Annotated in this window: 16 protein-coding genes; 6 read left to right on the top strand and 10 right to left on the bottom strand. The window is 44.6% G+C overall.

What is annotated here, in order from left to right; translation table 11 throughout:
* The first annotated feature begins 153 nt into the window (after nt 1–153).
* A complete protein-coding gene (locus BN3772_RS11565) occupies nt 154–873 on the top strand; it encodes a thioesterase II family protein (RefSeq protein ID WP_042199540.1) in 720 nt (239 codons plus the stop codon).
* A gap of 163 nt (nt 874–1,036) precedes the next feature.
* Here the strand turns inward: BN3772_RS11565 and BN3772_RS11560 are convergent, their stop codons facing one another.
* From BN3772_RS11560 to BN3772_RS11550, 3 genes are read right to left on the bottom strand one after another with little or no spacing between them, the layout of a single operon-like run.
* Nucleotides 1,037–1,804, bottom strand: coding sequence for a hypothetical protein (locus tag BN3772_RS11560; RefSeq protein ID WP_042199539.1), 768 nt, complete (start codon nt 1,802–1,804; stop codon nt 1,037–1,039).
* Entirely contained in the window at nt 1,801–2,535 is a 735-nt protein-coding gene (locus BN3772_RS11555) for an ATP-binding cassette domain-containing protein (protein WP_244444724.1), read from the bottom strand. Before BN3772_RS11555 ends, BN3772_RS11560 begins: the two co-directional genes overlap by 4 nt.
* Complete coding sequence (locus BN3772_RS11550; protein WP_042199538.1) at nt 2,526–2,912, bottom strand: GntR family transcriptional regulator; 387 nt, start codon at nt 2,910–2,912, stop codon at nt 2,526–2,528. The genes BN3772_RS11555 and BN3772_RS11550 overlap by 10 nt, the downstream gene beginning before the upstream one ends.
* Nucleotides 2,913–3,104: 192 nt before the next feature.
* Here BN3772_RS11550 and BN3772_RS11545 point away from each other — a divergent pair, with 192 nt between their 5' ends.
* Complete coding sequence (locus BN3772_RS11545; RefSeq protein WP_042199537.1) at nt 3,105–6,125, top strand: efflux RND transporter permease subunit; 3,021 nt, start codon at nt 3,105–3,107, stop codon at nt 6,123–6,125.
* Nucleotides 6,126–6,325: 200 nt separating this feature from the next.
* Here the strand turns inward: BN3772_RS11545 and BN3772_RS11540 are convergent, their stop codons facing one another.
* The 6 genes from BN3772_RS11540 to BN3772_RS11510 all read right to left on the bottom strand — a co-directional run bounded on the left by BN3772_RS11540 (nt 6,326) and on the right by BN3772_RS11510 (nt 14,204).
* Nucleotides 6,326–7,021: a 4'-phosphopantetheinyl transferase family protein gene (locus BN3772_RS11540; RefSeq protein ID WP_052380465.1), complete on the bottom strand. Its 696-nt coding sequence runs from the start codon at nt 7,019–7,021 to the stop codon at nt 6,326–6,328.
* Between the two features lie 745 nt (nt 7,022–7,766).
* Nucleotides 7,767–10,898 (bottom strand): amidase family protein, encoded by a 3,132-nt coding sequence (locus BN3772_RS11530; protein WP_086074527.1) that lies wholly within the window; start codon nt 10,896–10,898, stop codon nt 7,767–7,769.
* A 395-nt stretch (nt 10,899–11,293) separates the two neighbouring features.
* Entirely contained in the window at nt 11,294–11,632 is a 339-nt protein-coding gene (locus BN3772_RS11525) for a hypothetical protein (RefSeq protein WP_042199536.1), read from the bottom strand.
* 285 nt (nt 11,633–11,917) lie between these two features.
* Nucleotides 11,918–12,769, bottom strand: a complete 852-nt coding sequence (locus BN3772_RS11520) for a DUF4179 domain-containing protein (protein WP_042199534.1) — start codon at nt 12,767–12,769, stop codon at nt 11,918–11,920.
* Nucleotides 12,766–13,059, bottom strand: a complete 294-nt coding sequence (locus tag BN3772_RS11515) for a sigma-70 family RNA polymerase sigma factor (protein WP_052380464.1) — start codon at nt 13,057–13,059, stop codon at nt 12,766–12,768. Before BN3772_RS11515 ends, BN3772_RS11520 begins: the two co-directional genes overlap by 4 nt.
* A 254-nt stretch (nt 13,060–13,313) precedes the next feature.
* A complete protein-coding gene (locus BN3772_RS11510) occupies nt 13,314–14,204 on the bottom strand; it encodes an AraC family transcriptional regulator (RefSeq protein ID WP_244444723.1) in 891 nt (296 codons plus the stop codon).
* A 128-nt stretch (nt 14,205–14,332) separates the two neighbouring features.
* On the opposite strand from BN3772_RS11510, the gene BN3772_RS11505 reads away from it, so the two are divergent.
* The gene (locus BN3772_RS11505; protein WP_042199532.1) at nt 14,333–17,059 is read left to right on the top strand and encodes a glycosyl hydrolase family 95 catalytic domain-containing protein; all 2,727 of its coding nucleotides are present in this window, start codon (nt 14,333–14,335) and stop codon (nt 17,057–17,059) included.
* 79 nt (nt 17,060–17,138) lie between these two features.
* Here the strand turns inward: BN3772_RS11505 and BN3772_RS11500 are convergent, their stop codons facing one another.
* Nucleotides 17,139–17,543 carry a hypothetical protein gene (locus tag BN3772_RS11500; protein ID WP_042199531.1) on the bottom strand — a complete coding sequence of 135 codons (405 nt, stop codon included), beginning with the start codon at nt 17,541–17,543 and terminating at the stop codon, nt 17,139–17,141.
* Nucleotides 17,544–17,736: 193 nt separating this feature from the next.
* On the opposite strand from BN3772_RS11500, the gene BN3772_RS11495 reads away from it, so the two are divergent.
* Genes BN3772_RS11495 through BN3772_RS11485 form a run of 3 tightly spaced genes read left to right on the top strand, consistent with a single transcriptional unit; the run spans nt 17,737 to nt 20,874 of the window.
* Nucleotides 17,737–18,768 (top strand): ABC transporter substrate-binding protein, encoded by a 1,032-nt coding sequence (locus tag BN3772_RS11495; RefSeq protein WP_042199529.1) that lies wholly within the window; start codon nt 17,737–17,739, stop codon nt 18,766–18,768.
* A 20-nt stretch (nt 18,769–18,788) separates the two neighbouring features.
* Nucleotides 18,789–19,820: a FecCD family ABC transporter permease gene (locus BN3772_RS11490; protein ID WP_052380463.1), complete on the top strand. Its 1,032-nt coding sequence runs from the start codon at nt 18,789–18,791 to the stop codon at nt 19,818–19,820.
* Nucleotides 19,813–20,874 (top strand): FecCD family ABC transporter permease, encoded by a 1,062-nt coding sequence (locus BN3772_RS11485; protein WP_052380462.1) that lies wholly within the window; start codon nt 19,813–19,815, stop codon nt 20,872–20,874. The genes BN3772_RS11490 and BN3772_RS11485 overlap by 8 nt, the downstream gene beginning before the upstream one ends.
* Nucleotides 20,875–21,050: the final 176 nt, after the last annotated feature.

Below are 21,050 nucleotides of genomic sequence, written 5' to 3'. Positions count from 1 at the left end.
TTTGCCTGATATAGACAATTGATTGGGCTTCTGGGTAATTTATGGCTGTGCTTCTTTTCCCCTCATCAATAAGACTCTCTTTCCGTTGTTGATGAGGGGCGACGGCCGTAGTGTAATATATCTACCGAAATAGAGTACACAAGGCGGGATGAAATGAAACCGATCAAATTATTTTGTATCCCCTACGCAGGGGGAACATCCGAAGTATATTGGAAGTGGAGAAAGTTCCTATCCAATCATATTGAATTGTGCCCAGTAGAAATTGCCGGGAGAGGAAAGCGAATTTGTGAACCGCTTCCCCAACAGTTTGGGGATGTAACTGAAGATCTGGCTTCCTCAATTATAAATCAGCTGGAATCAAACGAAAGTTACGCTATATATGGACATAGCATGGGATCCTTACTTGCTTTTGAAACATATTACAAGTTAATGGAAAAAGGGTGTCATGCGCCCAAACATATGTTTTTTAGCGGAAGAGAGGCACCTCAGAGCTCTCATAAATCCGATAGGCCTATTTGCCATGACGCGTCGGATGAACAATTTCTACAAGTTGTATTAGAATATGGGGGTACTTCAGAGGAGGTTGTCCAGAATCAAGAGCTGCTTCAACTTTTCTTGCCAATTTTAAGAGCTGATTTCAAAATTACAGAGACGTATAAATACCAGGAGAAAAAAGAAAAAATTGCTTGTGACCTCACTGTGATAAATGGGACTAACGATCGAAGTGTTATGAATTTTGATATAAATGAATGGCGGTTTCATGCGGAGAAGAAATGTAATATCAAAAAAGTAATGGGTGGACATTTCTTTATTATTGAAGACAGCATGTTGTATGTTGTTGATATTGTTAATGATGCATTGCAGAACGTGTGAGGGGAATCTTGAATAATTATCAAGGGCTCTTGGTATTAGCGATTTAACGGGAAAGTTAAAATAAGGAAAACCCTGCGATTACAGTGTGTAAAAGCTTCTGAGAGATGAACCTCTTTCGCATTGAATCGCAAGGGAATTCCACAATAAGAGAATAAAAAGTGGTTTAGATTTGTATTTTTTTCTCTAATATTAAGGAAGATACAAACAGTAACATTGCCGAAACCAGCAGGGATACAAGTAAAGTGATTGGTAGATATGAAGATAGATAATCAGAAGATATATACTCTGGCAGCTGAAAGGATAATTTAAAGGATAAGTTGGGATTCTTTGAAATGATATTGTGATCTGAAAACACCAAGCTAAGTAAAGGTGAGGCAAGCATAATGATCAACAGAACAAAAAATCTCAATCTGGATTTGAATAACATTACCAAAGTGATGGTAATTGAGATGATTAAAGGACTTAATATTAGATATCCAAAGTAGTTCATATTAACTTCATAAAAGTAATTCCCTAAGGAGTGGCGGTTATTAAATAATTCAGGGCTGAGCCAATAGCTTTCAAGGCCAGTTGCAAGTGTGATTGCGTAGCATAATAAGAGTATTTTGAAACAAATGATCAATGCGGAAAGTGCTTTTGCACATAATAAATAATATCGGGGAAACGGCAACATTAGCCACCAGCTGATTGTTTGTTTCCGCCATTCTTTAATGGATAACCTTATTGAAACTCCGGCAAATACGAATATAAACAAAGGAGTGATCTTTAGCAAGTTAAGAGGAGCAATTGCTGTTCCATAGAGAAGGACTACGGTATACCATGTGAAAAAAAGGAGCAGCAGAAGAGCGGAAATCCATAAATATGCCGGTTTTCGATTTGATTTATCACCCAATAAACGGTCATTTTGCACAAGGCTCCAAAAAGAACTCATCGATAAATCCCCCTATATATAGTTTCGATTGATCCCTGTGTAGCACGCAAGTATTCTACATCCCCTGACAATACGTTAGCCCCATTGCGGATAAAAACAGCGTGATCGAATAATCCTTCTGTTTCGTGAATTTCATGTGTACTAATAATAAGAGTGGAAGAAGATTCAACCATATAGTCGATAATGACCTGAATGATTTGTTCTTTAGACACGAGATCAATACCTGAGAATGGTTCATCCAATAGCACAATTTTTGTATTTCGTGCAAGGCATAGCACAAGATACAGACGTGATTCCTGTCCTCTGGATAGTGTATGTACTTTTTGATCGGCATCCAATTCCATGAACTGGATTAGTTCCAAAGCTTTTTCTAAATCGAAGGAAGGAAACAAAACCTTGGAAAACTTTATAGCTTCCAATACAGTGTGATGCTCATACCATTTGGTTCGATCAGACAAAATAGTAATGTCATGATTTTGTTTCCAATGGATTTTTTTACCGAAAATTCGGGCCTCTCCAAGATCAGGTTGGGTTAATCCTGCAATAATCTTGAGTAATGTGGACTTGCCTGCTCCATTCTGCCCAAGAAGACCAGTTATCTTACCGGCAGGGAATGAAGCTGTAAATTGATTAAGAACAAGCTTTTGCTTATAACGCTTAACCAGCTCCTTACATACAACAGCATCTGAATTAGTGACTAATGAATTAGGCCCATGAGTTATCAATTCCACTCAGCCTCCTCAATCAATGTTATAGCAGAGTCTTTCGTAAATCCTATGCTCTTTATGGACGTAACAAAGCTGCTAACAGCCTGAGTTGCCAGGGATCGTTGAAGTTCATCCACTTTCTTCTGGGATGAGGTTACAAAAGTTCCGTGCCCTCTTCGAGTTTCGAAAAGATTATCCCGCTCCAATTCCTGATAAGCCCGCATGACTGTATTGGGGTTAACTTTTAGCTCTTTAGCTAGATCACGGACTGAAAGTGTTCTTGTACCCAATGGGATATTCCCCTGTGCAATGTCAAATCGAAATTGGCTGATGATCTGCTCATACAAAGGCTTGCTGTAATCCAACTGGAACGTGAGGTCGCCTACTTGAATAATATCCATTTCACATCCCCCTCACTGACTTTATGACTCCTCATGAATTGTATTATATATGTTAATACAAACAAGTCAATGCATTTACAGTATTTTGAATAAAAAGTTATCATTGACTTAAGTGTATTATGGTATATAATACAATTGTTGATACATAATTTGGTAAAAATTAAATTAATTCTACTTTAAGGAGCTAAAAGGATGCACAGAATCACGAAATGGGCTATGGCGAACAAAGCAGCAATTCTGGTTATCGTTTTTTTAAGTTTGCTTGTCGGCATTTTCAGTTACTCTAAAATGCCAAGGGAATTACAACCTTCTATGGAAGTATCTACAATCAGCATCACAACAGTAGGACAATCCATGGATTCAAATTCGATGCTGGTATCTGCAACAGAACCGATAGAGAGAGCGGTAGCGAATGTGAAGGGGCAATCCTCTGTTATATCTACTACCGGGGACGGTTACTCCCAGGTCACGATAAAGTTCCAGCTCGGAATCAAGATGAAAGAAGCAGTTGCCGAAACAGAAAAAATTGTGAATGGGCTGCAGCTTCCAGCAGGGGTAAGCAAGCCTTATATTTATCAGCCGAGTACAGACAGCATGCCGGTTTCTATCCTGGGAATCGGATTATCAGATCAAATGTCATCCACAGGAATGGATAAAATTAATAACGAAATCATCCCCCGATTACAGAAGATCACAGATGTAGGAAGCATTCGAAATACTGGTGGTGTTACGCAAAATGTGATTATCCGTGTAGATCCAGATGAATTGAGTAAACATCAGATATCAATGGAAAGCCTAATGAGCCTGTTAAGCGGCCAAAATCTAGTCGTGTCCTTAGGCAGCCATGTGGTGGATAATACAGCAGTATCCCTTAAAGTTGTCGGCAACTTAAATGACCTACAATCGCTCGGGGAACTTAATGTTGCGGCTGATGTTAAACTAAGCGATGTTGCGAAGATTAGCCTTTCTAAAGATACAAAGACGATGACTCATTTAAATGGTCAAGATGGTGTTGTTCTTTTAGTGAATAAGGTTGCAGGCGGGAATGCTGTAGAGGTTGGAAAAAATATAGCATCTGAAATCAAGAAAATGAACGAGGATTATAAGGGCGACATTGAGACATCCCTTGTTTGGTCGAGCGACTCTTTCATTACAGGTTCTGTTAATAGTATGATGCGTGAGGTGCTGCTGGGTACTTTGTTCGCAACCTTGATTATCTTTCTGTTCTTAAGAAATTGGAGAATGACACTTATTACAATTATCAGCATACCTTTATCGCTGGCAATTACTTTATTCCTCTTATCGTTATCAGACATAAGTTTGAACGTAATCACTATAGGAGGTATTGCTGTTGCAATCGGACGATTAGTTGATGACAGTATTGTCGTTATAGAAAACCTATACCGCAGATCACAGATAGAAGGCTATACCAAAGACGTTATTATAGACTCAGTCAAAGATGTCGCAGGAGCTATTACACTTTCAACTTTGACCTCCGTTTGTGTATTCTTGCCGCTTGGATTAGTTAAAGGCTTGTCTGCGATGGTTCTGCCCTTTGCTCTGACAGTAACCTATTCCTTGTTGGCTTCATTATTTGTTGCTATAACGGTAGTCCCATTGTTAGGTCATAGTTTCATGAAGAATGCCAAGTCAAAGAAGCATAAGCAGGTGAAATCGTATCAGGCCGTGTTAAAATGGACTTTGAATCACAAATTTATCACACTTGCAGCAACCTTTGTTCTATTGATTGGTTCTATCGTAGCTTATGGGGTTATACCTAAAGGCACGATAAATAATAACGATACCTCACAGATTGATATTAACCTGACCCTTCCAAGCGATACTCCTTATGAGACCGTCAAACAAACTGCACTTCAACTAGAAGATTTGGTAAGGCAGCAACCAGAAACCAAGCATGAATTTATTCATTTAGGTGTTAGTGAAGAGGACCTGAAATTAGGATCTGTTCAGTCGCCGACATCCATCGCATTTACCATCTTCTTGAAAGAGGATGCGAATGCAGACCAATTAATAGACAAGATTATTACCTTCAAAGATCAGTACCCAAATGCTGATTTCGAATATACGGAATCAAGCGGAATGAGTTCAGCCAATAATGCTATCGTTCTTGATCTTTCAGGAAGTCATCAGGAGGATTTGGAAGCAGCGGCTAAAAGTGTTACTGAAGCACTGAACCCAATTGAAGGAATTCAAAAAATCAGCACTAATCTGACGGAGAAGAAAACGATCTACAGTATTAATGTGGATCCCGGCTCAACGAATGTTTCAAACCTGGCAATGCAATTAAATATGCAGTTGAATCAAATACCAATCGGTTCGATGATACTGGATGGAGTTGCGACACCGATTCTATTAGATACAACGAATCCATTACAAACCGGAGACAGTCTGCAAGATTTGAAAGTGATTGGAAAAACAGGTGAGGTTGCATTAAGTGAAGTTGCGAAAATTGAAAAAACGGAGCAACAATCTACGATTCTTAGGAAGAACAGTCATGATTTCATTCGTATCACTGCTACTGTAGATGGAAGCAAATTAAGTACCATTAACAATCAAATTGCCTTGGAAACCTCCTCGCTTAAGCTGCCCGATGGAGTCTCCTTGGATATAGGCGGAGCAGGGGCACAGCAGAGTGTGGATACCAATAACTTATTCACAGCTATGATCGTTTCGATTGGCATTATTTATTTACTTTTAGTCATTATGTTTAAGAATCTTAGAATGCCATTTGTTATTCTTTTCTCGTTGCCATTCGCAGCGGTTGGTTCAATACTGGGTCTGATTATTACTAGAATACCCGTAGATACGTTTGCCTTGATAGGCGCATTGATGCTTATAGGAATTGTAGTTACTAATGCAATTGTTTTGCTGGACCGGGTGAAACAGAACGAAAAAACAATGATCATTCGAGAGGCCCTAATCGAAGCAGGAAATGTCAGACTTCGTCCAATCCTGATGACGGCTGCGGCTACCATATTTGCACTTCTGCCGGTGCTCTTTTCGAAGCCGGAGCTTGGCAGTATCGTTTCAAAAGGCTTGGCAGTTGTTGTAGTCGGCGGGTTGGCGGTATCAACATTACTGACCTTGGTAGTCGTACCTGTAATATATGAAGCTTTTTTCTTCCGGAAATCTAAACGACAACGATTGAATAATATGAATACAAGCGTAGAACAAGATCAGATAAATATGTAAGTAACAAAGCAAAAGGTGTTGATACTGTCTCCTGGCGAGGAGAGTATTGACACCTTTTCTTTAGATGCAGGTAATTAAATATATAATACGCAACGTTTTCTAACGGGGCTGTTCCTTTTTAAGGAAGATCACCGAGAGCGAATTCAACACTCCATGTTGGCTTGTTAGTTAATTAGATGAGCCTGGACTATGGATATATATTATATTTTTGCTGAGAATTGTTTTATAAGCTCATCACATGACTTTATCAATACAATAGAAGGTGGGTTTTGAGATAACGAACATAAGGATAGTTTGTAATCCGGATCAATATCATATTGATTGAAAAAGACACAAGATGCCTCCTCCTGAGAGGTTAGTTTAAATACACCGTTGTCGCAATGGATACTAAACGAGTTCAGATCTTGAGATAATCCTTTTCCGATATATTTGATATAGCTCTCTTTGAGGGTCCACAAGTCATAAAAATATGATAATTGCTCAATTGATGGTTTTCTGATTAGATCGGCATACTCGTTTTTTGTGAAAAAGTATTCTGCTGTTGGAAGATCGAAAGGCTGAATTTTTTCAATATCAATGCCTATTGGGTTCGAATCGATGGCGAGTACAACCCAATGACCGGAATGGGATATATTAAAATGAAAGGGTTCAGGATGTACTAGAAATGGCTTGCCGTAACCATTGGAATTAAATTGGATGCGGTTATTAGGAAGTTGATACATCTCCATTACAGATGTCCGAACTAACAATTCACCAAACAGTGTTCTTAATGCATCCTCGTATCGCCGAAATGAACGAATCTTAGCCTGTTTCTCCACTGGGAGGTAATCCAATAATATACGAAAAGTATTAGAGCTAAGTCTATTATTAATTTCTAATGCGATAATTTGCGGCATGTTCTCATTCCTTTAATAAAAGATTAGCTAGCACGGATTATGAATGGAAAAAATAGATCAAGCGCCTCAGGAGTGGAAGGTTAACTCCCCCGTCCTCAATCGCTCCACAATAAAATCTACTTTTTCTTACGCTTACTTATGAATCCAACCCAACAACTAATAGCCGCGAGGAAAGCAAGAATAACGGGTACCAGCTGATTATTAGTCAAAGTACAACACCCCCATGTTGAAAATATTACCATTGGGTAATTTTGTATTATGTAATTAATGTCACGAGAAGGGATAAAGCAAGGATTCAATGGCTGACTGTATTTCAAATGGTTCTGTCGTTGTTTCGTATCTGTTAAGTATTCGTCCGTTCCGGCCGATCAAAAACTTTGTAATAGCTGCACATACTGGCAGTGTTGACAATAAGGAGTGCTTTCCCTTGGGATGTTGACAATTCTATAGTCTTACCACTGATTGTGTTTACTTGAAAATCACAAATAGACATCAGATCGTTCCCTTTCGCCAGATTATATAAACATAACGGGATTGTACCCGCGGTGGACCCGACAGAATTCCACATTGAGGATATTAACGAAGCACTGAATGTTGTCGCTGCAGCTCATCCTAAAGGGACGGTTGTTATTCGATTTTAAGGGAAGCTGCGGGCTTGAACGATTAGCTGTGTAACCTATCTGCAACCGCAGGAAGGGCCATCCCTTTTGGGATGGCCCTTCCTGTAAATAAGGCTGCATCTGGTTTAATTCACAGTCTCCAGTAATCTGGATACGATTGTTGCAAACTCTGCTCTGGTAATATCTTTTTCAGGCTTAAAGGTGTTGTCTGCGTAGCCTGTAATAATATTATTGGATGCGAGTGCAGCAACGGAATCATAGTACCAGGCATTTCTGTTAACATCTGTGAAGGATACATTACCTGTACCGGTTAATTTAAAAGCTCTGGTTATCAGCGCCGCTAATTCACTACGGCTAATCTTCTGGTCTGGACGGAAGCTTCCATCACTATATCCGTTCATCAAGCCTGATCCGGCAGCTGCACCGATAAAGGAATTCGCCCAATGCGTTGAAGGTACATCCGTAAAGCTACTTGCTTGTCCTTCAAGTCCCATCTGAGTTGCAATGACCTTAATGGCTTCCGCGCGGGTCAAACCTGCATTTGGACGGAAGGTACCATCGGCATAACCCGTTAGTAATCCCTTGGCAATAAGCGTGTCAATACCTGCTCGTGCCCAGTGATTCAGTGTATCGGCAAAACTAACAATTTCCGGCTGAGGTGCTGGTGTTTCTATAGGCGTTGTTGTTGCTGGAGGAGTCACTGTGCCTGCTCCAGTACCTGGAGCCGGGGTGTTTGTTCCATTATCTACGGGATTAGTAGAATTTGAAACGTATTTAAGTGCCGGAGCAAAGGTTGTAAGTATTCTGGCTTTACTCTGCTGCTCAAGGGCATAACCCATGCCGAGAATTTCCGCATCATCCCATGCTCTGCCAACAAGCTGCATAGAGATAGAATATCCGCTGTCATTTGTGCCTACAGGAACTACTACCGTAGGCAATCCGACAGTAGACGTCAGTACGCCTGTTCCACGGTCAGAGCTTAATTGGGAAGCCGCTGCGTCATTGTTATATACGTCACTGATAAATCCTGCGTATACAACAGCATCCACTTTATTATCGTCCATCCACTGTCTGATAACTTCCTTATAGTCCGTTCTGTATTTGATATAATCTTGAACAGCCTGTTCAGTCATACGGGTTGGAGTATTATACGCCCTTTGATTATAAATAAGCACCTTATCTGAAGCCAGTACACTTGCTCCATCAATGTAAGGGAAGTCCGTATGAAGCTCAATATAGCGTGCCCAGCCTTCAGTAGATCCATTAATGCCAGAAGGACGGCTCGGAGCTGATGGTATCGCTGACATTTCAACCATTGTCGCACCCGCTGCTTGAAGCTCTGAGAACTTATCCATTACGGCTTGTCCGGTATCATCATCAGCAAATGTAGAGACAAAGGATGCAGGAATATATCCGATTTTCTTGCCTTGCAATGCATCTGAATCCAGAGCTTCCTTCCAGTCAGAAGGACGTTTATTATCAGCATCGGCAGTCACTGTAAAGATATCGTTTGGATCTGTACCCGTTGTAGCATTTAGAATAATAGCCAGGTCCGTTACTGTTTTGGCAATGGGACCTGCATAATCCTGTCCCCAGGTGAGCGGCATTACACCAGTGACACTTGCTATACCGTCTGTACCGCGGAAGTTAGTTAAGCTTGAACCTGTAGAAGGCGCATAAAGAGATACCCCTGTTTGTGATCCCATTGCTGCCGCTGCGAAATCAGCTGCGACAGACACGGCCGATCCTCCACTGGAGCCAAACGATGTTTTGGATGGATACAGCGCATTCCAGGTTTGCATCCAGCCGCTTTCACTAAAGCTTCCGCTATTGGCGAACTCGGAGGTATTGGTCTTGCCAATAATAACAGCTCCAGCTTCTCTTAGTTTAGCAACCTGGAAGGCATCAGAATCTGGTTTCCAGCCTTCGAGGGCTTTTGTACCGCCTGTAGTCGGCATATCTTTTGTATCATATATATCTTTAATGGCAATTGGAATACCTAGCAGATCTCCTTTTGCGCCTTGTGCCCGGGCATCGTCAGCAGCTTTGGCCTGGGTAAGGGCCGTTTCAGATACATGCAGGAAGGAATGCAATCCCATTTGACCTTCATCGTAAGCCGTAATTCTATCTAAATACGCTTGCGTAATCTGGACAGAAGTCGTTTTACCATTAATCATATCCTGCTGCATTTCTGCTATTGATTTATTCGTCACATCATATGGGGAGGAAGTTACTAATGCTTTGGCTGCAGGAGCATTTGGAATAACCAGGCTATCTCCAGTATCAAGTCCCTCTATACCGGATATATCCCAGTTACTGATGGAACGGATTTGTGCGTTGGTTAATCCGGATACATCCAGCTGGCTATGAAGTCCATTCAGCACGGTAACCAGATTGTTCAGCCCTTCTTCACCAGCTTCTCCAACCTGTACATAATGTACCAAAGATTTCGACTCGCCCGGTCCAATATTTAAGGTATTAATGAACCCGTAGAAATTCGCATCATTTCCAGACTTAGCTAATGGGGTTGTGAATGGATCCTTTTGCTGATTACCCAGACCGGTCAGTCCATTATTAAATGGATATGGAGATCCAACCGCAATACCAAATGGTTTATTGTTTCTGGCACTGCTGTCTACAACAATCCATGAATCATCTGTAGTTACCTCTAGATCATTGGAGTAGGTTGCCTTTACTACTGAAGCATTTGCCGATGTGCCATAACCCAAAGAGCCGCCGAAAGATACATCGACGTTTACAGCTTCCGGATTAATATTAGTGAAGGTATCAAAGAATCTCGTTCTATTATTTTTTGTATCCACGTACACCGCTCTAGTAACAGTTACATTCCCCAGATTTACAGACTGAGTTGAAGTGAAAGTATTAACGCCATCGAATGTCAGGTCAAACCCGCGCATCATTTGACCATTCATCAGTGAAGCTGAAGGAGAGGACACTTTTACAAAAATATTACCGAAGCCCTGTACTTGGGTAGCTCCTACTGTGCGTAAACTTCCTGTGTCTAAACTGGGTGCAAATACATCGTGAATCTCCCATACGGTGCCGCTATCTGAAGTGACTCTAGTTAAAGCATCGGCTGTTTGAAGCGGAATGACTCCGGAAGCTATTACGGATAACGCAATGGAAGTAGCTATGACTTGCTTTTTACTCCAATTCTTTTTTTCGGGAGAATATCCGGACCGGGTAGAATCAAAATGATTGCTTTTAGTTTTACGTAGACGTTTCAACTTACTCATTTGGGTAATCTCCTTTTCCATATGTATGTTTTTTAAATTATGTTAGGGAATATAACACTGGTATTCTATTTAGTCAATTAATATTAAAAAATTAATATACTTACAGGCTTTTCGCAAAAATAAAATACTAGATTCAATATAAATTATAAAAATTATGGCAGAATACATGTTGTTTATATTACACTAAAGGATATATTTGCGTTAGGTTGGTTAAGGGGAAGTTCAATGTGAAATCCAGCCTATTGGGGGAGTCAGACCGGGAAAGACGTCATAGCCTGCCGCTGTGTTGGTGGGATTTCTGAATGCAAGAGACAATTGGAGATAAAGCGGAGGGGTAAGCACAAAAAAAGAGCCCGTTTCAAGGGCTCAGGATGAAAAAATATTTGTTTTTAACATTAAAACATCAGTAAAAGAATCAATGAAGTAATAAAGCTTACGATTGCAATAGAAATATGAAGACAGCTGTATGCGATTTTTTTAAGAAAGCTCTTTCGTTTTTCTTGAATGAAGTACGAGTAGATTAACACTGGAACTACCACAGGGAGATATTGATGTAAATCCGGTCCATGACCACTTGGTAAAATATTATTGATAAATCCACCCGTGCTTTCGGTGCTGATTATAAAGGCGTAAATTATTCCAATCAGCACCGAAGTGACAAATTGCCATTTTAATTGCACCGGACTTTTCATTAACAAAAAGGGTCTAGGCTTATTGGTTTGGTCAGTAACCATAATATTCTGAGCCTCCTATAATTTGAACGATCTCGCTTTTCTATATATTACCACACCGTTCCAAGTGACGGAAATGCTGCTCAGTACTAAGAGACTTTGCGCCCACCTTTGCCAGTCTGCTATTGTACCGGCACTATAAACTCAAGCTCAGGAATATATATTTTATTCTCTCTGGAGCGGATATACGGCTTTACAGTGACCGTGTTCGGCGTGGTCTCCATCGGCTCAAACATGGTTGTATAGGATAAGGAATCCTGAAACTTTATATTTATCCGGAATTTTTTGCTAAAGCTCCTGAATGTCTTCTCCGGGCTCTCCCTTAATCCCGACAACCAAACGGGTTGACGTTTCGCTAAGCTCGATTCGCTTGATTCTTATGTGGATTTGATCGTGTGTTTTCGTTTCTGCCGGGGTCAGCACGATACTGTTCGCAGTATTCTTTTTCACCGGAATATTGAATTCGAAATCCTGGTTAAGCTTTGCTAGTCTGACCACCATGGAAAAATCGAACTCGTCAGGCACCTCTACCGATTCAAAGGTGGTGACAATGAGGGAGTCAGGGGCCTGCTCTCCGCCGGAGGAGAATCCCCAGCTGGTATTTATCAGTTCGCCGTTGATAAAAAAGTCCATGTTGTTCACAAACCCCTCCGGACTTTGCTCGATCCTCCAAAGATCATAAAATGTTTCGTTCGCGTTCTCCGGCATATTGCGGGTTAAAACCAGGGATAAACGGCTCCCGTCGTACATCAGTTCGGATACACTAAGCGTTACTCCTTGATGGGTAACCGTCTGGTGAACAGCGGCAGTCATCCCTTTTTCATTCGCGTGTTGCAGCCCGAGGTCTCCCGCCAACCGGAATACACTGTCTACAAAGGGAAGCTGCTTCAAGGTTTCTGCCATTGCAGGTGAAATGAATGCCAAGCTGATGAAAAGTATGCCTGCAGCCGCCACACTTGCCGCTGTAATTATAACCTTCCGCAGCCAGCGGCTTTTTTTCTGGACAGGGACAGGCTTCGGGGGCACGCTGCTCAGCATTTGATAGGTTTGCTCCATGCGGGCGCGTACTGATTCCGGCATCTCTTCAATTCTCTGCTCTTTCAGAACTTCCAGATCAAGCTCAAATTCCGGATTGCTCATGCGTTCACCTTTCTTTCTGCGGGGTCTGCAAGCCAGCCATGTAACGTTTTCCTTGCCCTGTGCAGCCTTGTCTTTACTGCGCTCTCGGACAACTCCAGGATGTCTGCAATCTGCTGCAGCGGCAGATCCTGAAAATAATGCAGGATAATGATCGTCCGCGACACTTCCTCCAGCCGGTAGACGGCTTCGCGAAGGTCGAGAGCTTCAACTTTGGCGGAAACCGATTGCCTCTGGGGAAGGTCAATCATAATGTTATTCTGTGCACGCTTACGTAAAATCAGATTGCGCACGCCTGACTTGCTCCTCTTGACCGATATCCAACCGTCAGCCTCCATTCTCTATGAGGTCTTGTTATTCATTCGTTATTACCGTTTCTGCTGATTAGATGTACGGGAAGGGGAAAAGGTTACATTTGAATTCATTTATTAAGATCACTCAATGTAAGAAAAGGGAAAAAAGACGCTGGGAATCGTGCCCGGCGTCTTCCCATATTAACTGAAAGAGGATTGCCCTCTCTGTTAATCCCTAACCTTGCGCATTGCTTTCAACGCTTTATCCTATACCCGGTAGCCGTCATTCCGAAATATTTTTTGAACGCATTACTGAATTGTTCCGGTGTGGCGTACCCCACTTGGGCTGAAATTCCGCTAACCGAAGTGTCTGTTGTGAGCAGCAGACGTGAAGCGGCGCCCATTCGCGACTGCAGTTTCTTATCTTTAAAGGGCATGCAGTATTGCTTGTATACCATCCGCTCCGTCTGTCTGGTGCTTAGCCCGAGCTGGTCAGCAAGCTGCTTCAGCGTAATGGAATCATAGTGGTACAGGAAGCTGTTTTCAATCGTTAGCAGTCTGCTGTCGTCAAGGGTCTTTAGCGGGAGGAATTGGGTGGACGCGTGATTCTTACTATATTGTCTTATCAGCCGGATCACAATCATCTCAAGAAGGTTAGTTGCCATATGATGAACACCGGCTTGCTCCAGAGAGAGCTCATCCGCAAGCATTTCAAACAATTCCAGCATATTTCCGCTATCCTGCCCGATCCAGAAGGGCGTGGACATCAGCAGCTCTGGAAGAGCCGGCTCCTTCACGAAGGTTCGTTTGACTGGCGAGAGAACGGAGTTGCCTGGCAAAATCTCGAAAAAGATGCAATATTCCGCCATCGGATCCGCGGGGAGAGGGAGCTGTTCGTGAACGACATCCGGTCCCGTCACATAGATCGTGCCAGGTGTGATGGCATAACGTTTCCCCTGCGCATACAGAATGCCCTGGCCGGCCGGAATATAATGAAGCTCATAGCTATTTTGACTGTGGCTGTGCTCAGGCATCGGTTTGTAAAAATAGCCAAACTTGACATACAGTACGTTCAGCACCATGCCTTCGAGGTTCAGCTTGATATCCATATTTTCAAGGTTGATGCTGGGTAATTTCCTGCTCACAGACGTTCCCTCCTGTAAAAATGCGACACCTTTCCTGCTTCCTTGTCATCTCTAAGGATAACGAAACTAAACGCCCATTGATATAATTATTTTGCATTCAGCCTTAGCCGTTCAGGAGGAGTCCAGAAATGACAAGAGTACCAGGTACAAGACGCATGTATCAGAAAGGGAATTACGCTAACACGTATACAGAGGTTCCTGCCGTCCATCCCGGTAATGCGTGGCGGGAGGGCATGATCAGCGGAAACGGGGAGAACGGGTACATCACCTCCGGCTCGCCGTACTCGGACAGTTTTATTTTTCAGTATATGTGGTTTAATTATCCTTCCAAGGACCCCCGGGTTATTCCGGACGAATTAACCGCTCAGCTCCCGGATGCCCGGCGGAACGTCTTCAGCCTTAATGATGGCTGGAAGATTACGGACGAGGACGGCGGGACGAGAAAGAGAACCTTTTACTATAGCTACCATCCGGGACATCAGCTCAGAGTTAACATGTTCAATAAAGGGGGGGGGTCCGGTTATGAGAGATGGACGAACTATGAAACGGCAGAGACAGGAGTCCGCTACAGCGATAAGTATGGGGACTGGGTCCGTACATCTTTTACTTCCCGGGAGGATAATGTTTCAATTACGAAGCTCACTTCATCCTCTGCAGGGGCCAAGCTTCACTTGACCCTCTCTATAGATGATATTTCCGCTTTGAGCGGGGCATATGCTGGCCCTAACGATTTGAAGGCGCTCCAATATAAAAAGCTTGCAGACTCTAATGCGGATTATCTTGCGCAGGTCGTTCATTACCCGTCCTATCCGGGAAGTGAGCTGGCCTATGGGGGATACGCAGGCTTGACCCGGGTTGTTGCAGTAAACGGTACTAAGGAAAAAGTACTGCTGGATGGCAGCGCCCTTGAACCGATGAACGTGTCCGGGACAGCAACCCCTGGAATTCAGGTTAAGGATGCCGATGCCGTATATCTCATTACACGCTCCAGCAGAACGCATTCTATGGGCAGAATAGAAGATTTCTCCGCAATGACACAATACGATATTATAGACCAGCTCTTCCAAGACGTGAATGCAGTTGTGCACAAATATTCGGCTCCGGACGGCCGGTTCGATTATGACACTGCTCTTGCTGCCCATTCGAAGAAGCATTCAGCAGAATTCAATGCAGTAAGCTTCAGCATTGAAGGCGACGAGCAGGATAGGAATGCTGATAACCCTGCCTTAATTCTTGCGCAACAATCAGATCCGCAAAGGGTCAATCATGCTTTTATGGAGCAGGTGTATAACCAGGGCAGATATGCCATGATCTGCTGCAGCGGTGCAAGCGCACCGCGCTTGTATGGAATGTGGACGGGAGAATGGAATCCCGGGTGGCGCGGGATCTATACACTTGATGCCAATGTAAATTTGCAGGTTGCTGCCATGAACACGGGCCATTTGACACAAGCGCAGCTAGGTTACATTACTTTTTTCTTGAGAAACACTCCCGATTTCGAATATAATGCGCGGATGGCGTACGGTATGCATGATGCGCTGCAAGTATCCGTTAACTCTGACGGCGACCGCGGGATGCACGTGGAATATGACAATGATTATCCGTTTGAATACTGGAACGCAGGGGCCAGCTGGTGTCTTTTGCCTATCTATGAATACTGGCAGTGTTACGGCAATCAGCAGATTCCGATTAACGATAACATGCGGTTCGATGAACTGAAACCGGTTCTTGGTGTTCGTGATGGAGGCCTGCATAATGAGGAATTCAAGCAGCTTATAGAACAAGGCTATTTGAATCTTGCGGAGGATCTTCTGCTCCCCTTGCTGACCAAGCAGGCTAACTTCTGGGAGCAGCTCTGCACGCCGGAATACTACACGGATATTAACGGCAATGCTTGTCACCAGCACGGCAAAACCGCGCTGAATCCGGGTGAAACATACCTGATTATTCCGGCGTATTCACCCGAAAATCATCCCATCGGCTACAACAGCACGATTACAGCTAATGCCACCATGGATATTTCAGCTGCGCGGGATGGTCTATCCATGGTTATCGCAATGGAGCAGGCAGTCAAGAGGGAAGGCTATGAACACGCAGTTGCCAGATGGGAGTCACTGCTTAAGCTGCTGCCGGATTATAAATACGATTCGGACGGTGCCTTACGCGAGTGGGCTATGAATGATTATACGGAGAATAACAACCACCGGCACTTGAGCCATCTCTATGCGGCATGGCCTGGCTATGAAACGCAGAACAATCCGGGGCTGGCCCGGGCTGCCAAGACTGCGATTGCCAACAGAGACCAGTATAACACCGGGGATGATACCGCAGGGCATGGCTGGATGCATAAGGCGCTGGTTCAAGCCAGGCTGAAAAATGGTGACGGCGTGCTCTCCTCACTGCTTCCGATGATGAGGGCTGCCGGATACTACGGTTCCTTGATGACAGATCATGATTCTAACAGAAGATGTAACTGCTATTGTTCGGATACCTCCTTCGGCACAGTGGCAGCCGTCAATGAAGCATTATTATTCTCGAATACCGGAGAAATAGAGGTTCTCCCGGCCTTGCCTTCCGGCTGGCAAACCGGCTCCATCAAAGGACTTATGGCAAGAACGTGGATCGAGGTTAAGGCATTGTCCTGGGATTTGCCCGCAGGAACCGTACACGTGACACTGAACTCTCTCCGGGAGGATAATATCATCCGCTTAAAGATCGGACTTCCATGGACAAAGGCTGTGGTTAACGGGAGTGAGGCCAAGGTGGAACAGAATGAGCAGGGGGAATATATTCAATTGATCCTTGGTGCAGGGGTAGAGGTTGATGTTGCGTGGCAGCTGAGTGCCGAACGTTAAGGTGGGATAAAAGCAAAAATAAACCAATTTGAGCCGGGAACGGCCGGAATTGGTTTATTTATGCGCCATCATCTTTTACTTATTTCGAATCAGTGAGCGTATAGGAGCAGGCCCTTTCCTCATCTTTAATTTTAAACTTTGCCGAGAGCTCATTCCCGTTTCTGCCGATTGTGACAGGAAAGGCGGGAGCTTCAGGATTGGTCAGGCGGATCAGAAGCTGATCGTCCCCGTCGTATTCATAGCTGCCGTAAGACGTCTGGATCGAATTACCCGAGGTTTCTTCTATGGAAACAGCCCCACCGGAGACGGCAGGGTTTTCCATAAACCTTAACCCTGTATAACAGCCTGCATCGCCGGAGGATAAGGTCCATTGTCCTTCTGCCTGCACGCGGTCGGAGCGCTGCATGAACCAGTACATGATGGCAATAGCCACTGCGGCTAACAGAATAAGCGAAAAAATAAGCGGTTTTCTCGATTTGAGCATGTAAGAACCCCCTTTTAGGAAAAAACATTTCATTATCTATTTATTAAACCGTTGATGTGAAAATAACCGCCAGGCCTGTTGAAAGTTATAGCATTCACTAGTGCTGCAAAACATAAGTGTTCAAATCGTAAAGTTTCTGATATAGTTTAAACGTAATTATTACGAATAAACCATAGGTAAGGAGATTTAAACGATGAAGCATACGAAAATCCTGCTATCAATCTCTATGTTGTTAACCGGTATTCTGCTGGCTGCATGCAGCTCGTCCCCTACGGATCAAACGGCTAATCTTCAGCAGTCCGAGCAATCGGAGCCAGCCGCGACACTTGTGGCGGAAGCGCCGGAGGGGTCTTTTGAACCGCAGCAAATCATGGATGCCTCAGGTGAACAGCTTGAATTTCAATCGAAGGTAGAGAAGGTGGCCTGTGTGGTATCCCTTTGTGTAGATATAGCGGCTGAGCTCGGAATGGAGCCGGTGGCGATCGGAGAGAGCGGCGTGCGCACCATTGCTGTCGCAGAGGAATTTTACGGGGAGCATGGGACAACCATTCCTTCCATTGGCGGGAGCTTCTTCGAACCTAATCTGGAGGACATCATAACAGTTAAGCCTGATCTGGTTATTGGATTGCTTGGTGTGCACGATTCCTTGCGTGAGGGGCTTGCAGGTGCAGTGCCTGTGTATCTGGCTCAACCCAAAACATATACAGATTCCGTTAAGCTTCTGGAGGACATCGGAAGGCTTACAGGACGGACAGACGAAGCCAAGGCTGCAGCAGAGAGATTCTTAGGCAAGCTTGAGGAGGCGAAACAGAAAGCGCCAAAGGATAAAAAAGCGCTGATTATGTACGGAACGGATGTCAATTTTTCAATAGTAACCGATAGCGGTCTTGGGGGCTCCGTTTTAAAGGAAGTTAGCCATTACCCGTTCAAGGTGAATGATCCGTCGGAAGATCCTTATGGGGAAGGAAGTATCCAGTATTCACTGGAAAAGCTGCTGGAAGAGAACCCTGATGTTATTTTTGTAGAAAGCTATTCGTACAGCCCGGGTACAAAAGCTTTGTCCGAGCAAATGCAGGAGCTGCCTTTATGGAGTAAGCTGAAAGCCGTTCAGGAACAGAACGTGATTGAAGTCCGTTCCCCGATCTGGGGTGACGGCCGTGGCACCCGTTCGCTTGGGATTCTACTGGATGAAGCGCTGGAAGCCTTGTATCCGGATTTGTTTTAAACAGGAGAAGGTGAATTCGGATGCAAACGGAACCGCAAATCAGCAGGGCGGGCAGGAGAGGTTTTCTTGTTCCGGCAGCTATATTGTGCTCGCTGCTTACAGGGGTGGCTATCTTCAATATTAGCTCGGGATCGCCGGAAATCACGCTTCAGGAGCTTGGCGGCATTCTTTTTCAGCGGACAGGCACTGATCTGCAGAATACCGTTGTCTGGGAGATGAGAATTCCCCGTGTGCTGCTGGGTCTCTTGGTCGGGATGATGCTTGGCGCTGCAGGCACGCTTATGCAGGCGGCAATGAATAACAAGCTGGCAGGACCTGAGATTCTGGGTGTTTCGTCGGGCGCCTCACTTGCCATGGCTGCGGTTACCGTGCTGCATTTGCCGGTTGCAGTCCTTATGCATCCGGTAATCGCCTTATGCGGAGGTCTGCTTGGCGGATTATGCGTCGTGCTGTCGGCAAGAGGGAGCCGGGGGGCGGCTGGTATGCTTCTAATCGGCATGTCTGTGTCTGCAATTCTGAATGGATTGCTAATTGTCCTGATCGCACTGGCGACGAGTAATGACGTGAACCTGCTCTACACCTATCTGCTTGGTTCGCTGGCTAACCGCAGCTGGGATCATATCCTGCCTATGCTGCCGTGGACCCTTATCGCACTCCCTGTTGCTTTTATGTTTGCCCGCACACTTAATTTGCTGCAACTGGGAGATGAGGCAGCCGCAGGGCTGGGGATTAAGGTGCTGCGTGTACGCGTTCTTGTTCTGGGAGTATGTACGGGATTGGTAGCCATAACCGTTGCCCAATGCGGTCCGATCGGGTATATTGCCCTAATCGCGCCTCATATCATCCGTACCTTGCTGGGGACAGCGGATATACGTCAGATCCTGCCGTTAGCGGTGTTGGCGGGTGGCGTTTTGTTAGTCACGGCAGATACGGTTGCGCGGCTGTTGTTTTATCCTATGGAAATTCCGGTCGGAGTGTGGACGACATTGCTCGGCGGGGGCGTGTTCCTGCTGCTTTTTTTGAAGCGTCAAGGAGGAGGTAGTAATGATTAAGAAAGGGGGGAAGGCAGGGGCTCAAGGACTGAGAATAAGAGGCGCCTTTTTTTGTCTTCTGCTGGGCATCTCCGTGATGTTCGTCCTGCATATTGGACTTGGTAAAGCTTCACTGACGCCTGAGCAGGTTATGCAGGCCTTGTTTCATCGCCGCAGCAATGAGGACCTTCGTTACATCGTATGGAATTTAAGATTGCCCCGTGCTCTAATTGCTATTGCTGCCGGATTGATGCTGGGTACTGCCGGGGCCATCCTCCAGGTTGTCATGCGCAATCCGCTTGTGGAGCCCGGCCTTGTAGGTGCATCCTCCGGGGCTGTGCTGTCTGCGGTGCTCTGGCTTATTTTTGCGGCTGATCCTCTCGTCAAGAGTGTACCGCTTACTGTTGTCGCCTTATTTGGCGGACTGGCGGCAGTGTTATTGGTGGTTACACTCAATGCCGGACATGCCGGCAACAGGACAAGGCTTGCGCTCATAGGCCTGATTGTGACAGCTATACTACAGTCAGCAACCTCGCTATTTCTTTTACAGGGTCAGCAAGGCTTGTCTACCATTTTTTTATGGACGTTTGGCTCCCTGAATGGACGAAGCTGGTCCAGCTGGACCTTGCTCTGGCCATGGACGATCCTTGGTCTGCTGCTGTCCCTGATGTATGCAAAAAAAGCGGAGCTGCTGCAATTAGGGGATGCAACCGCCACGGGTTTGGGCCTTAACGTAAACAGGTCCAGGGTAATGCTGCTGATCATCGCCTCGGGGCTGACGGCAGCTACGGTTTCCGTAGTAGGAGCTATAGGCTTTATTGGACTCATAGGACCGCATATTGCTTCACTGCTTGTAGGACGAAAGCCGTTGGTGCTATTTCCGGCCAGCGCTCTGCTCTCAGCCTTATTATTACTGGCTTCCGATTGGATCGGACAAAGCATCACGCTCAGGCTGCCCTTTCCGGGCATGGAGAATCATCAGACCAGCCTGCCGGTGGGGGCGGTTACTACGCTGCTGGGGGCGCCTTTTTTTCTGTTTTTATTACGGAAATCATTGTTGAAAAGTAAAGCTTAAACGGTTTGTCTTCGGACGAGCCGTTTTTTTAATTTAAAAAATTGAGGATCTTAGTTCATGTAGGAGCAGTTGTATTATGCCACTTCATCGTTATTTGCTTTTTAGAAATAGGATTAAATGAAACGGTGGCATTAAAGAGCGTATCGGTTACGATATGGAGTGGTTTATCGGGACTT

Source organism: Paenibacillus camerounensis (assembly GCF_000723885.1).
Classification (GTDB): domain Bacteria; phylum Bacillota; class Bacilli; order Paenibacillales; family Paenibacillaceae; genus Paenibacillus_AQ; species Paenibacillus_AQ camerounensis.
This window is presented reverse-complemented; position numbering and strand designations above follow the sequence as displayed.

Excerpts from the sequence above, each read along its gene's own strand:
- BN3772_RS11500 (WP_042199531.1), bottom strand. The coding sequence starts at position 17,543 with ATGCTCAAATCGAGAAAACCGCTTATTTTTTCGCTTATTCTGTTAGCC.
- BN3772_RS11530 (WP_086074527.1), bottom strand. The coding sequence starts at position 10,898 with ATGAGTAAGTTGAAACGTCTACGTAAAACTAAAAGCAATCATTTTGAT.
- BN3772_RS11505 (WP_042199532.1), top strand. The coding sequence starts at position 14,333 with ATGACAAGAGTACCAGGTACAAGACGCATGTATCAGAAAGGGAATTAC.
- BN3772_RS11525 (WP_042199536.1), bottom strand. The coding sequence starts at position 11,632 with ATGGTTACTGACCAAACCAATAAGCCTAGACCCTTTTTGTTAATGAAA.
- BN3772_RS11550 (WP_042199538.1), bottom strand. The coding sequence starts at position 2,912 with ATGGATATTATTCAAGTAGGCGACCTCACGTTCCAGTTGGATTACAGC.
- BN3772_RS11485 (WP_052380462.1), top strand. The coding sequence starts at position 19,813 with ATGATTAAGAAAGGGGGGAAGGCAGGGGCTCAAGGACTGAGAATAAGA.
- BN3772_RS11545 (WP_042199537.1), top strand. The coding sequence starts at position 3,105 with ATGCACAGAATCACGAAATGGGCTATGGCGAACAAAGCAGCAATTCTG.
- BN3772_RS11565 (WP_042199540.1), top strand. The coding sequence starts at position 154 with ATGAAACCGATCAAATTATTTTGTATCCCCTACGCAGGGGGAACATCC.
- BN3772_RS11490 (WP_052380463.1), top strand. The coding sequence starts at position 18,789 with ATGCAAACGGAACCGCAAATCAGCAGGGCGGGCAGGAGAGGTTTTCTT.
- BN3772_RS11540 (WP_052380465.1), bottom strand. The coding sequence starts at position 7,021 with ATGCCGCAAATTATCGCATTAGAAATTAATAATAGACTTAGCTCTAAT.
- BN3772_RS11495 (WP_042199529.1), top strand. The coding sequence starts at position 17,737 with ATGAAGCATACGAAAATCCTGCTATCAATCTCTATGTTGTTAACCGGT.
- BN3772_RS11520 (WP_042199534.1), bottom strand. The coding sequence starts at position 12,769 with ATGAGCAATCCGGAATTTGAGCTTGATCTGGAAGTTCTGAAAGAGCAG.
- BN3772_RS11560 (WP_042199539.1), bottom strand. The coding sequence starts at position 1,804 with ATGAGTTCTTTTTGGAGCCTTGTGCAAAATGACCGTTTATTGGGTGAT.